This window comes from Vibrio sp. 10N.247.310.98, from assembly GCF_041467395.1.
Classification (GTDB): domain Bacteria; phylum Pseudomonadota; class Gammaproteobacteria; order Enterobacterales; family Vibrionaceae; genus Vibrio; species Vibrio crassostreae_C.
Genome location: NZ_JBFSUL010000095.1, coordinates 1 through 12,301, shown reverse-complemented (window position 1 = coordinate 12,301; position 12,301 = coordinate 1). Strand labels below are relative to the sequence as shown.

The 12,301-nt window shown below is 41.4% G+C and carries 13 protein-coding genes; 6 read left to right on the top strand and 7 right to left on the bottom strand.

Features of this window, described 5'->3' with window-relative positions; translation table 11 throughout:
* Positions 1–353: 353 nt before the first annotated feature.
* Positions 354–815, bottom strand: coding sequence for a TetR/AcrR family transcriptional regulator (locus tag AB6E78_RS22375; RefSeq protein ID WP_004731875.1), 462 nt, complete (start codon positions 813–815; stop codon positions 354–356).
* A 530-nt stretch (positions 816–1,345) separates the two neighbouring features.
* Here AB6E78_RS22375 and AB6E78_RS22370 point away from each other — a divergent pair.
* Complete coding sequence (locus tag AB6E78_RS22370) at positions 1,346–1,645, top strand: YfcZ/YiiS family protein (protein WP_017062761.1); 300 nt, start codon at positions 1,346–1,348, stop codon at positions 1,643–1,645.
* Between the two features lie 36 nt (positions 1,646–1,681).
* On the opposite strand, the gene AB6E78_RS22365 is transcribed toward AB6E78_RS22370, so the two are convergent.
* On the bottom strand, positions 1,682–1,978 hold the full coding sequence (locus AB6E78_RS22365) for a YnjH family protein (protein ID WP_017067955.1): 297 nt from the start codon (positions 1,976–1,978) through the stop codon (positions 1,682–1,684).
* 103 nt (positions 1,979–2,081) lie between these two features.
* On the opposite strand from AB6E78_RS22365, the gene AB6E78_RS22360 reads away from it, so the two are divergent.
* Positions 2,082–2,681 (top strand): hypothetical protein, encoded by a 600-nt coding sequence (locus AB6E78_RS22360; protein WP_017062763.1) that lies wholly within the window; start codon positions 2,082–2,084, stop codon positions 2,679–2,681.
* Positions 2,682–2,862: 181 nt separating this feature from the next.
* On the opposite strand, the gene AB6E78_RS22355 is transcribed toward AB6E78_RS22360, so the two are convergent.
* Positions 2,863–3,969, bottom strand: coding sequence for a 1-acyl-sn-glycerol-3-phosphate acyltransferase (locus tag AB6E78_RS22355; RefSeq protein WP_137001459.1), 1,107 nt, complete (start codon positions 3,967–3,969; stop codon positions 2,863–2,865).
* Between the two features lie 175 nt (positions 3,970–4,144).
* Here AB6E78_RS22355 and AB6E78_RS22350 point away from each other — a divergent pair, with 175 nt between their 5' ends.
* The gene (locus AB6E78_RS22350) at positions 4,145–4,771 is read left to right on the top strand and encodes an AraC family transcriptional regulator (RefSeq protein ID WP_372134231.1); all 627 of its coding nucleotides are present in this window, start codon (positions 4,145–4,147) and stop codon (positions 4,769–4,771) included.
* 133 nt (positions 4,772–4,904) lie between these two features.
* On the opposite strand, the gene AB6E78_RS22345 is transcribed toward AB6E78_RS22350, so the two are convergent.
* Positions 4,905–5,390 carry a hypothetical protein gene (locus tag AB6E78_RS22345; RefSeq protein ID WP_372112659.1) on the bottom strand — a complete coding sequence of 162 codons (486 nt, stop codon included), beginning with the start codon at positions 5,388–5,390 and terminating at the stop codon, positions 4,905–4,907.
* A gap of 27 nt (positions 5,391–5,417) precedes the next feature.
* A complete protein-coding gene (locus tag AB6E78_RS22340) occupies positions 5,418–5,939 on the bottom strand; it encodes a nicotinate-nicotinamide nucleotide adenylyltransferase (protein ID WP_017067959.1) in 522 nt (173 codons plus the stop codon).
* A 109-nt stretch (positions 5,940–6,048) separates the two neighbouring features.
* Here AB6E78_RS22340 and nadE point away from each other — a divergent pair, with 109 nt between their 5' ends.
* Positions 6,049–6,879, top strand: a complete 831-nt coding sequence (gene nadE, locus AB6E78_RS22335; RefSeq protein WP_102393916.1) for an ammonia-dependent NAD(+) synthetase — start codon at positions 6,049–6,051, stop codon at positions 6,877–6,879.
* A 106-nt stretch (positions 6,880–6,985) separates the two neighbouring features.
* Here the strand turns inward: nadE and AB6E78_RS22330 are convergent, their stop codons facing one another.
* Both AB6E78_RS22330 and AB6E78_RS22325 read right to left on the bottom strand, forming a co-directional pair.
* Positions 6,986–8,872: an MOSC N-terminal beta barrel domain-containing protein gene (locus tag AB6E78_RS22330; protein WP_372134232.1), complete on the bottom strand. Its 1,887-nt coding sequence runs from the start codon at positions 8,870–8,872 to the stop codon at positions 6,986–6,988.
* Between the two features lie 209 nt (positions 8,873–9,081).
* Entirely contained in the window at positions 9,082–9,846 is a 765-nt protein-coding gene (locus AB6E78_RS22325) for an EAL domain-containing protein (RefSeq protein WP_017062770.1), read from the bottom strand.
* Positions 9,847–10,115: 269 nt separating this feature from the next.
* Here AB6E78_RS22325 and AB6E78_RS22320 point away from each other — a divergent pair, with 269 nt between their 5' ends.
* Complete coding sequence (locus AB6E78_RS22320; RefSeq protein ID WP_102321328.1) at positions 10,116–11,072, top strand: helix-turn-helix domain-containing protein; 957 nt, start codon at positions 10,116–10,118, stop codon at positions 11,070–11,072.
* 96 nt (positions 11,073–11,168) lie between these two features.
* Positions 11,169–12,179, top strand: coding sequence for a helix-turn-helix domain-containing protein (locus tag AB6E78_RS22315; RefSeq protein ID WP_102321327.1), 1,011 nt, complete (start codon positions 11,169–11,171; stop codon positions 12,177–12,179).
* Positions 12,180–12,301 lie beyond the last annotated feature (122 nt).

Genomic DNA, 12,301 nt, shown 5'->3' with positions numbered 1-12,301 from the left:
CTTCTTCTTGAAGATAAAAGCGGCTTTCCCCGGAAAGCCGCGATGAACCTTTTTATTGGCTCACAGCCACTCTCTCGGCTTAAACTCAATTTTATTAACAACCACAACAGCAAGCACCAAAACGACTCACCTTGAGCATTTGAGGCTCTAGAAATGAACTCTACTTGTTAGGGTTACTTAGCTTTTAACACTGAAGAGAAAAACAAGCCGCGGGCGTAAGCATATAAAAAGAAAAGAAATAACATCATTCAGCAAACAGCAACATCGGTGTGGGATTGAGAGAAAAACGCACAAGAAGTGAAACGGCAGGCACAAAAAAAGCCCCCGCAGGAGCTTCTTTTATTGAGTGCTGATTATTGGCTCATACGAATCAATGATTTACCAATCAACCACTCTAGTTCTTTACCGCTAGTATCGCCAAACTGAGTTTCAGTCAGCTTGTATAGACGATCAATACCGTTTGCAGCGAACTCATGTGCGCTCTCAGCAGTAACGATATGATGGAAAAGTAAACGTAAGATTGCTAGGAACTCAGCGTCTTCAAGTGCTGCAACCCAGCTAGCTGAAAATGCGTCAAGGCCATTTTCGAAGTCAATGTGTTCCATGAACATCTTGAAAATACGACCGTCTAGAGCAGCAGTAAAATCCGTTTTCTTTGGAAAGTGATGACTTATACCTGTACGAGAAACACCCGTTTGTTGACTCAACGTCGTGTATGACATCTTGTCGTAACCCAATCTTAGTAGCTGGTCTACAACGGCATCCATGATTTTCTGGATCGTGATTTCTGTATCTTCTTTACTACGCTTTGGCATATTCAGGCTCTTCTCTTTGTAAATCCATCTAACTCAATCAAATGAAGTCAGAATGAAAATCGTTATCAGCATTATGTGAGCAAGGTATTTTTTCGCAAGTATTTATAACTAAATTCACACAAATACTATGTACGAACAATTTTACAGTGATGCCTCTTTGGACACTTTGTCTAATTATTCTTCGAAAATCACCTTACAATCCTAAGTCGATAAGTTTAAATAACTACTTAGAATATGAAATACCCAACGAAAAATTCATTGTATAAATACCTATCAAGCGATAGATAGTCTTATAAAATCATTTCTGGCGCAACTAAGTGAATGATATTCTGACATATTAATAACATTCCTTTTCAACAAAACGTGAGGTAAATCACATACATATTTGGCGGCGCGAATGTAGATATTCATCAAACACCTTAACAAACAACATAGCATACCAGTATAAATTAGTTCAAAGGTTTTAATTTTTGTAGATACAGTTCAAATTGCTCGTTAGAATAACCTCAGACTTTGTAAGAGGATTATTTATGAGCCAAGATATTGGTAACAACGATGTATGTGAGGCTTGCGGCTGTGCAGGCGAAATCGGGTTCATCATTAAAGAAGGCGACGATGTTGCTGAAGTAACGGTTTACGGAAACTCAAAAGCACTGATTGAAGCTGAGTTTGCTAAGTATGTTGAACTTGCTAAACAAGTGTCTAGCAACGTTGAGTTCGAAGCATCAGAGATGACTGAAGAAAGCACAGAGTTGCACGCTCGCTTTAAATTTGAAGTTAGCGCTGAGAAGATTATTTTTGAACTTAAGACTCGCTCTCTAGCGCGCTAATATAAGCATTTATATGCTTATTAAAAGACGAGTGAATTACTCGTCTTTTTTTAATTGAACCCAAGCCAGTGACCCATTTTGCTCAAAATCGTTTTCTGCAGCGCACTGAATCACTACGCCCCCCACCTCTAACACTGCCCCAATGCTATAAGCCTTGTCATCGTAATAACAAACTCGTTGCTGTTGACCGCCTTGTGTCACCACCACCGCAGCTTTACCGGGCGTTGAAATTACTTTGTTGGCACTCGCAGACATTGAGCCAAACACTGAAGCGGCTATCAGAAAGACCTTAATAATTCGTATATTTACTCTAATCATTAATTTACCTATCATCTTTGCTCCATTCCTCGTTAATCTACCGCCAAATGGGTAAAACACTATGCGAGATTAATTTTTCCATTATAGTGTAAGCGTCTATCGTAATAAGAAGCTTGTTATGCTCCGAATAATTGCACTTATTATTGGTTCCTTAACCATAACAAATGTCAGTGCTGAACCACTCGATCACTATCAAATATTGAACCATCTCGATAATTACGGAAACTTATATCTACGAAATAAGCCTTATACATCACTTCCAACTGGCTTGGTGGTAGATGGTAATCTCAATATAGAGAATACTGCGATCACACGCCTACCCAAAGGGTTAGAAGTGAACGGCAGCCTTAAAGGCTCTAACAGCCAACTCGCTCGAGTCCCGAGCGGGGTTAAGATAAAAGGTTACGTCGACTTGATTGGCAGCCAAATCACCAGCTGGCCAAGAGGTGTAAGAGTGGGCGGCTTTATCAACCTCACCGACACTCCACTGGAAAGGCTACCGAATGGCTTTAGAGTAAAAGGCGATCTGAGCGTGATCCGCACTCCTTTAACCGAGTTACCCAACGGGATCGTGATTGACGGCGACCTTTATATAGGCGGTTCTGGGATTACAACATTCCCCGAGACCATGACAGTCAAAGGCAACATCTATCTGGGCGGTAACACCGTAACCAAATGGCCAACCAATCTAGATCTCGGTGGTGCAGTCGCTCGCTAATTCAGGCTAATGCTCTAATGCTCTAATGCTCTAATGCTCTAATGCTCTAATGCTCTAATGCTCTAATACGTTAATGCTCGATCGCAGCAACAAATGGTGATTCAGAAACAAAAAAGGAGCCCAAGGCTCCTTTTTCAATTCAATCAAGTTGCTAATCAACTAGCAAGCTAACTAACGTTCGTTAACCAATGTTCTTCACTGGGTTGGCGTAGCTATCGATCAAGTACTGACGCGCACCTTGTGGCAGGCTCGACAGTTTAGCTTCAAACTCTTGTTTAACGGCCGCTGTAATCGACTCATCTTCTTTTTCTGCTGCCAGCAAGTTTACTGGGAACAGTTTGTAGTTATCGTGGATCTGACGATCGATCTCTTCAGCAAGCGCTTCAGGGGTATCAAAATCTTGGTCGATAACCTGACCGAAGCCAACGTGAACGCGTCCTTTATTACCGATGATGCCTTGAATGATACTTTCGATATCTTCAAACTCACCCTTTTCGTAACTGCCGTTTACGTCTTTTTCGAAAAGCTCTATCGCTTTAGCCGTGTCACATGGGTCGTTCTCGTAAGAAATAGCCACAGGAACAATCTTCAATGACTTCACGTATTCAGGGAAAGCAATTTTTTGCTTACGTCCTTCAACGTGGAACATTTTCAAAATTGCTGGCTCAGTAAAATCGTTACCGTCTTTCGCACGACCTTCCTTTTGAGCGATCCAGATTGAGTTGCCCGTTTCTAGAGAGTGCTTAATGTAAGAAGACAACTGCCCTAGCGCTTTCATCATCTCACGCGGTCCTTTCAAAGAACGCTTTACGATGAAGCTCTTATTTAAACGCATCAATTCAGTCGCACATGGCTTTTTCAACAGGTTGTCTCCGATAGCGATACGACAAGTCTGATGATTATTTTGATGCAGAGCGTAATTTACCAACGCAGGATCCATAGCAATGTCACGATGGTTTGATACAAACAGATAAGCTTGGTTCGCATCCAGTGACTCGATACCAGTGTACGTCACACCGCTAGTGGTTTTCGCTAACGTGTCGCGTAAGTACTTTTTCACTTCAATCTGAATGGATTCAACGCTAGTCAGCTTGCTCCATTTCATTTTTAAGTACACACGCAAAATCGGGCTCATTAATGCTTTGAACCAAGACGCATGGTTTGAAAAACGGTAGTGCAAGATTGCACTGATAAATTCTTCATCATTAATAAGACGGTTTAGTGCCGCTGGAATTTCATCATCGCCGTAAGGGCGAATATCAACATATGGATCGGTTGGAGAGGTCATTTTTTAATTCATATAATAAAAAGCTGGCTCATTCTACGCGTTGTTTTGACTTCTCGCAGCTACAGAGCCCATACTTTTGACAAGGTCAGACCAGAAACATTGAAAATCCCCTGTTATTGTTGGCATTCTTTAAGATTAACGGTAATCTTGACGCCCCAAAATTAAGGTACTATCTATGAACTTCGCTATTGAATATACATCGGCTTACTTTTCACACTTGGTGATCACACCACGCAAGAAAGTACTTAAACATAGCCTTGTATCGGTTCAAAGTGGCTTGGTTTTGATTAAGTTAGGCAAACAAGAGTATGCCGTTGAACCAGGACAAAGCGTCTGGATTCCATACGACTGCCTAACGTCACTGACCTACTTTCCAAACACTCAGGTTAACCGTGTCGATTTTTCTGTTCGTTTGACGGATTCATTCCCAAGACAAGCGGGTTACATCACGCAAACGAACCTCTCTTCGGCACTACTAGAAAAGCTAGAACAAACCAAAGCTCGCGCTTCTAATGCCAATAATACGGAACAAGCGTTTAAAGATATGCTTTCTGTATTGAAGCAAGAAGTGTTGTCGTTTAAACCCCTGCTTTGCGAAAGTGCTCTTTCTCAGCGATTCAATCAATGGAACATTGATGACTCAAACTTGCCACAAGAGCACACTCTGGTGATGGTGATGCGAGAAGCGAAGAAGCGCATGCAGTCAGGTCAAAAACGTCCACTTGTGATTGATGATCTGTTCTCAGGTAAAGAAGAAGAGTTCGAGCAACTGTGTATGCTTGTTTTTGGTGAAGATTTATAGCTTGGCGGAAAGTGAGTGCTGGTATTAAAACTCGCAAGCCAGATACTAAAAAGCCGCAAAAACTGAGTTTTTGCGGCTTTTTTAATTTTTACTATTTAGACGTAGATAGCAATCTATCTGTGCATCTGCCTGTCTAAAATGGCAACTCAACCTGCATCATTAGGTCGGCGTCACGTGAGTCGTGCCAACGATAATCAAAGCGCATACGCGGCTGCCCTTCGACTTTCTCGCCAAAACCGATGCTGAGTTGAAGACCATGATTCATCAACCACTCCTCTGTAGACATATCATACTCCTCGTCTTCAAGGTCTTCTGGAAACCACATACCCAAGCCAACATAGTTTGACTCAATGCTTTGTGTCAGCAATGGCGAGTCTTTACTTTGAAGTACCCAATCAGACCAATAGTCCGGTGTGCTTTCAGGTTCATCATCGCTCAGCCCACTGATTTCCATCATACGTTGGCCAAAAGACTCAATGCTGGTCGAGAAATCTAGACAATTGTCATCTTCATCAGAAGTCAGCATGATTGAATCTAAGCTAAAAAAATCACACTCAGCATACGCAGGCATACTACATGCTGCCATGATCAACGTCGCTGATATCGCGCTCTTTAGCATAGTCCTCTGACCTCTTGATTAGTGAACTTACATTATCTGATACAGTCCACTATCTTGCAACATCTTTGTAACTGACTTTGTACTCAGTTTTGCAACATCGCTTCCACTTATCAGTGCATTACGTATGTCTGTGCTGCGAATTTTCACTTTTTCAGGGCAAGCCATTACAGACCACTGCTCGGTAATCTCATCTGATTTATAGAAAGATGAGAACTTAAAGAAGTTATCTGGGCCAATAACAAACGTCAGTTCAGCGTCACGATGTAACTTTTGAAGTTCACTGAGCACTGCATAAGTCGTGACGCTTTCACCTGGGGTAAATAGGCTCTTTTCGATCAAAGAAAGCTCCACTTGATCCAGTGAAAGATCGCTAATAAATGCGTTAACTAACTGACATCTCATATCAAAGTCTAGCATCTCTTTTCCCCAAGCATGGGCAATACTTGGAACGAGTAGAATTTTGTCAAAGTGAGCCAACGAATCAATCACACTTTTGTGCCCTAAGCTCGGTGGATTAAACGCACTACCGAAAATGGCTATTTTTTCCATTGTTTATTACTGCCTTCTCTTTCTAAGCTTGTGCAAAGAGGTTTTTAAATCGGATGATTTAGGTATGATAACACTAGATTTTTAATTTGCTTGCAGGAAAGGAATACGAATGGAACAGTTAATTCGTGACGAAATGCGCGTACTACCTTCAATTGACCCTCACTTCGAAGTGACTCGTCGTGTGGACTTTATTAAAACGAAACTTCAGCAGTCAGGCTGCAAGTCTCTGATCCTTGGTATCAGTGGCGGTGTGGATTCGACAACTTGTGGCCGTTTAGCACAAATGGCCGTTGATAGCCTAAATGAAAACGCTGGTAGCAACGACTACCAATTCATCGCGGTTCGCCTGCCTTACGGTGAACAAAAAGATGAAGACGAAGCGCAACTTGCGCTGTCTTTCATTCAGCCTTCTCAATCTGTTTCTGTAAACATTAAAGCGGGTGTTGATGGGCTTCACGCTGCATCTCACATTGCTCTAGAGGGCACAGGCCTACTACCAACAGATTCAGCAAAAATCGACTTTGTGAAAGGCAATGTGAAAGCTCGAGCTCGCATGATCGCACAATACGAAATTGCAGGTTACGTTGGCGGTCTTGTCATCGGTACTGACCACTCAGCTGAAAATATCACTGGCTTCTACACCAAGCACGGTGACGGCGCATGTGATTTAGCGCCTTTGTTTGGCCTGAACAAGCGTCAAGTTCGTGAACTTGCAGCAACGCTAGGTGCGCCAGAGCTATTGGTTAAGAAAGTGCCTACTGCCGACCTAGAAGAGCTTGATCCACAGAAAGCCGACGAAGCAGCATTGAACCTTTCTTACGACCAAATCGATGATTTCCTTGAAGGTAAAGAAGTCCCTCAAGACGTGTCAGACCGCTTAGTAGGCATCTACAAAGCAACACAGCACAAGCGTCAACCGATCCCAACGATCTACGATTAATTGTTTGAATTAATCTTAGAATCAAAAAGGCCGGAAGTTCATTTCAGTGAACTTCCGGCCTTTTCTATTCAATGTGCTTTTCTTTCTGGCCTTCCGACCTACCGAGTTAGTCTACAACTTCGATATCAGTTTGAGGCACACTGCAACACGCCAGTATTTGCCCCATGTTGCGTTCATGCTCTTGCAACGCCGGTACATCAGGTTGATGAACTTGCCCAGACTCAAGGGTCACTTTACAAGCACCACAGAAACCCGCGCGACAGCTTGATGCGATAGACACACCTGCCGACTCAGCTTGCTCTAGTAGTGTTGATTGGTTGTTGCCTTCGAACAGGTAGCCGTTAACGCTCAACTGCAGTTGCTTCACCGCTTCTTCCGTTGATTGAGCAACACCAAACGCTTCTTGATGATAATGCTGAGGATTCAGCCCCATTTGAATCAGCAATTTCTTGGCATTATCCATAAAGCCGTCAGGGCCACACACGAATGCTTGGCGCTTATGAAGGTCCTCAATTTTGGCGACATGAGACACACTCAAACGACCTGACAAACCATCCCACTCTTTCGTTGGTTGGCTTAGTGAATAAATCACACTTAGACCAGCATGTTCGCGAGCGATCTTATCAATCTCAGCTTGATAAGGGATATCTTCTTCACTGCTGCATTGGTGATAGAACACCACATCATCAATCTGACCATGGTCGGCTAAGTAACGAAGCATCGACAACATAGGGGTGATGCCGCTTCCCGCTGATAACAGCAGTAATGGATGTGTTGGGTTATCTTCTAAGTAGAATGCGCCATCTGGATTCTGAGCAACTAGCGTGTCACCGACTTGGAAGTGATCATTGAGCCAGTTTGAGATTTGACCATCGTCCACTCGCTTCACGGAAATCGCCAAACGACCTGCGCGTGAAGGGCTAGAAGATAACGTGTAACGACGAGACACTTTCTCGCCATTAATCACCATTTCAATCGGTAGATGCTGCCCCGGCTGATAGCTTGGTAATAAATTGTTCTCTTTCGCTGGCTCTAGCCAAAAGGTTGTGAAGTCGCGAGCGATCTCTTCACGCTCGACGCAAGTTAAGTGCAGTGACTCGACCCAAGAGTCTTCGTAGTGTTCTTTCTCTTTGGTTTCAAGTACCTCAACAACGTCACCCGCTTTCACCAGACCTTCATTTTTCGCCACAAGGTTCTGACCAAAGAAAACGCCACCACGTTCATTGGCTCTGAACGTAGAAAAGGTATTGAGTGGCTCTTTTGTTGCTCTGAATTCGCCGCTCTCAACATCGACTGTCGTTAGGATACAGCGCTCACAAGGCTTCACCGCTTCGAATTCAACCTCACCAATTCGAATGCGCTTCCAACCATCTTCAGCAAACGCTTCAGTGTTTGAGACGACAAAATTGGTGCGGAACTGATCCATTGAATGGGTTTCAGGGCTGCGGCGATTGAGTTCATCAAGAGAGGCTTGGCTGATCACTAACATTGGGTAACCGTCAGCAAAACTCACATTCTGACCAAGCTTTTCTCGAACACGATTAGATTGCTCACCACAGAACAGAAGTTCTACGCGAACACCAAGCACATCGCTAAACCAATCATCCGCCTCGTCGTTGGTGGTATACGCAGTGAAGCTATCTTTCCACACTGTTGCAGGCGCTTCTTGCATCTTGAAGTTTGCATATTTTAGGCGCAGCGGTTCTTTGCCTTCGTAAGTAAAAATCAAACCGTCTGGCTGCAAGCTAGAAGACACCTTGACCATTTTAGGGTACTTACGCGCCGTCACCATTGAGCCGTCAGCCAAGGCCAACATAAAACGTCTGTCGAAGGTAAGGCCCTGTTTTTCGACCCAAGCAGAAGAGAGTGCAATCCCACCTACTGATTTAACCGGAAACACATTAATTTGAGATAAGGAGGGCTGTTGACCTGAAAGCTCTTGCTCCAAAGCCTTTTGATCCAAAGCCTTTTGATCCAAAGGTGACTGCGACATAACGATTCCAATGTTTTGTTGTTTGTCCCAATGCTAACAAATGGTTATAAATAGATAAACTGGCAGGCATTAAACACTTGATACTAAGTAGGCATGATTAAACTAATAGAATGGCATTATGTTCCGGCAAACCTAAAACTCTTGAAACTAACGATGATGCTTTACACACTAAAAGTAACCCGAATTTATTCACGCTATTTTTAAGTAGATCAGCAATATGCTGCACCTTGTTTCGACAATTGACTCAATGAGCCAGGTTTGCCTAAGTGATAGCCCTGAAAATAATCTATGCCCTGCGATTGTGCAAAACGTAAATCTTCATGGTTTTCTATACCTTCAGATAACAATTCAATCTGATACTTCCGAGCTAAAAATCTAAGACGCTCCCAAAAGGTCGAATTATCACTCCGGTTTCTCATTAACGACCGATCTATTTTCACTATGTTCGGTTTAACAACCCTAATCAGTGCTTCACCAGTGTTATAACCACTGCCATAGTCATCTATCGCGATTTTAATTCCAAGACCACGACATACTCCAAACTGGGACATCATCCTTTTCTCGTCAATGCCAACCGGGTATTGTTCATTCTCAGTAAGCTCAATCCATAAGGTTATACCCAACTTATTACATGCTTGCCAAATTGGGGAAATATCACGTAGAAAAGTGAAACTTAAAACGTGATCAGGGGAGATATTAATAGTCAGAAAATCAATCATTTTCTTCTGAGACAATAATTCCTCGGACACTCTTAACAAGAATATTTGAGTAAACCATGCAATCTTCTTAGAGTCTAACAGACAGCGAATTGACGATTCAACATCGTGCCCTTTTTCCCAACGTAACAAAACCTCAGCACCGACAGTTCCATTGCCATTAGTTATCGGTTGAAAAACAGGATAAAACAATCCCTGATTAACATCGTCAATAAGTGCTTCGGCTTGTAAATTTTCAGACAACATATTCGTATTCATAAACAAACCTCTTTTTGTGATTAATCCATACTACAGATCAATAACTAGCAAGGATTAGCATGAACAAATCATATGTAGCTTTACATGCCTACTTCTTAACCGTGAAGACAAACTGCATAAGTAGTTAAACGAACTCCTGTACAAATACACAATGCCGTTTCAAAACGGTAATCTCGAGTCTGTTACATTTAGATAGGTTATTAAAAACGCCATAAACTATCATAGATGACTATACTTCAATTAGATCAAATTACGCTTAGGGATAATGTATGTTTGGTGACTATTTAAAGGAATTGAGAGTCTCACTAGGTCTTACTCAGAGTGAGCTTGCTGTTAAGTTAAACCTTGCAAATGAAGAGTTTCGCTCTGTAGACGTGGTAACTCTCAGTCGTTGGGAACGAGGAAAAACCAAACCAACACTTGCAAAATGCCTAAGAATCTTGCGTTGTTTACAGGTTGACCTGAGTGACTTTTATGAATTAATACCTAATCCAAACGAAACAAAGCTACTAGACGAGGTTGAACAACTTCGTTTTAATAACAGGGTAACGAAGCTTTCATCATTAAGTTATGAAGAGCCACAAGAGCCACAATCAACTTTAATTACTGAGATGCCACTTCTTTTGAAAGATGATGACAAGATACTATCTAGCCTTAAAATCTTTTACGAAACAGCCATCCATACACCGAAGGGTTTTTTCGACATTAATCTATATGACTACCAACAAAACAAACGAGCTATTTTAAAAAGATTTATAACAGAAAGCGGGCAGTTGGTAGGTCACTCAATTAGTTTTATATTCGAAAGTGACTATTTTGACAAAGTTACTCATTCAAAAATCATTGATATCGACCTGACAAAATCTGTCAGTTATAAAAATTCGACTAAGTTATCGGTTTGTAATTATAATCGTTACTCTTCTAATTTCCAGATATTTCGATGTATGTTAGTTTCTCAATTTATAAACCTAATTCACTATTCAAATGTTCAACGTTATTATTTCTTTAGTGCATGGCCTGAAATCGGACAAATTTTAGAGCAACTTGGATTTAAGAAAATAGCATTTGATATTGAGTCAGAAAAAGGAGGTTTTAAATTAGGCAACCGCTCATTCGAACATTGCTTATACGAAATTGATACAGCGACACTTCTTTCTCAACCCGAAATAATAACCCTCATAAAAACAACCCAGTGGGATAACCAATACTCAATCAAAAATCATTAGGCATAGCCAAACAGACTTTAAATTAAGATGCCTACCATCTTAAGTTTCTACACATAATAATACTTCGCCTTATGCAAAAGATTGGAGAAAACTACTGTGTTTGGCGAATACTTAAAAAAATATCGAATCGCGAATGAACTAACACAAAGTCAAGCAGCTACAAAGCTCAACTTACTCGGAGGAGATCTATCGAACATTGATACCGTTACACTTAGTCGATGGGAAAGAGGAACAACTAAACCAACTCTTAGCCGTAGTATTCGTGTTTTGCGAGAATTTACCAACGATCTTGAGCCTTATCTATCTAAAGTTAGTCATTTACAACATCAAGACCCTAGTTCTAAAAATAGAGTTGATCAATTCAATACTCTGATGGAAGAGAAATACCGTAGTTTAAATAACTTGATCGCCAGAGCAAATTATCAGTCAACATCGATGATCGAACACAATCCTGTTTGTGAATATCCGATTGGAAATTCTAATGATAGTGAGATTGTAAATTCTGTACTTGTTTTTCATGAGAAAACCTCTGATGAGAATATTAAGCATGGACTCTATAAAATCGATTTTTTAAAATATTGCAATGAAAAACGTTTCATTGCCTATAAATATGTCGACAGCGTCACAGGGGAGCTATTAGGACATAACATAGGCACTATATTCACGACTGAAGGTATGATCTCCGAAATTGAAACACTTTCTCAAAAGTCGATTGATGAAATAGATTTAAGAAAAACCGTTCCTTATAATAAAAGACGAAAATTAGCTTATTTTGCGGTGAGCCATCATTCGCTGTACGAGCGACCTTTTCGTCTACAATTAAATAGAGAATTCAGGTTTCTAGCAAAACACGCTAACATTACCGACTACTACACAACAGTTGCTATAAAGAGCTCAGCAGAAGTACTCGAAAAAATGGGATTTTCTGTTGTTTCGTACGAGAAAAAATCAACCAACGGTGCAATCAAAATTGGTAAACACTATTATTCTAAAGCTTTAATGCACATAAAAACAAGCCAGCTATTTACTCAACCCGAGTTCTTGAACTTGCTTACAGGCTGTCAAACCTGTTCAAACCCATGCTCAATTAGCTCTCAGTGTTGCTAAGCGGTCTCTTTCCGCGCACATTAACAGGAGTACCAATCCATCGAAAGATAGTTCTGATGGATGAACTCCTCAGGGCAAGATTACGAAGCCCCTTGCCCTGCAAGGACTTGCGAAAGGTAAGC

What these genes read in the sequence shown, in the direction of transcription:
- AB6E78_RS22325 (WP_017062770.1), bottom strand. Translation starts at nt 9,846, where the DNA reads ATGAATACGAATATGTTGTCTGAAAATTTACAAGCCGAAGCACTTATT.
- AB6E78_RS22375 (WP_004731875.1), bottom strand. Translation starts at nt 815, where the DNA reads ATGCCAAAGCGTAGTAAAGAAGATACAGAAATCACGATCCAGAAAATC.
- AB6E78_RS22330 (WP_372134232.1), bottom strand. Translation starts at nt 8,872, where the DNA reads ATGTCGCAGTCACCTTTGGATCAAAAGGCTTTGGATCAAAAGGCTTTG.
- AB6E78_RS22350 (WP_372134231.1), top strand. Translation starts at nt 4,145, where the DNA reads ATGAACTTCGCTATTGAATATACATCGGCTTACTTTTCACACTTGGTG.
- AB6E78_RS22370 (WP_017062761.1), top strand. Translation starts at nt 1,346, where the DNA reads ATGAGCCAAGATATTGGTAACAACGATGTATGTGAGGCTTGCGGCTGT.
- AB6E78_RS22340 (WP_017067959.1), bottom strand. Translation starts at nt 5,939, where the DNA reads ATGGAAAAAATAGCCATTTTCGGTAGTGCGTTTAATCCACCGAGCTTA.
- AB6E78_RS22355 (WP_137001459.1), bottom strand. Translation starts at nt 3,969, where the DNA reads ATGACCTCTCCAACCGATCCATATGTTGATATTCGCCCTTACGGCGAT.
- AB6E78_RS22360 (WP_017062763.1), top strand. Translation starts at nt 2,082, where the DNA reads ATGCTCCGAATAATTGCACTTATTATTGGTTCCTTAACCATAACAAAT.
- nadE (WP_102393916.1), top strand. Translation starts at nt 6,049, where the DNA reads ATGGAACAGTTAATTCGTGACGAAATGCGCGTACTACCTTCAATTGAC.
- AB6E78_RS22345 (WP_372112659.1), bottom strand. Translation starts at nt 5,390, where the DNA reads ATGCTAAAGAGCGCGATATCAGCGACGTTGATCATGGCAGCATGTAGT.
- AB6E78_RS22320 (WP_102321328.1), top strand. Translation starts at nt 10,116, where the DNA reads ATGTTTGGTGACTATTTAAAGGAATTGAGAGTCTCACTAGGTCTTACT.
- AB6E78_RS22365 (WP_017067955.1), bottom strand. Translation starts at nt 1,978, where the DNA reads ATGATAGGTAAATTAATGATTAGAGTAAATATACGAATTATTAAGGTC.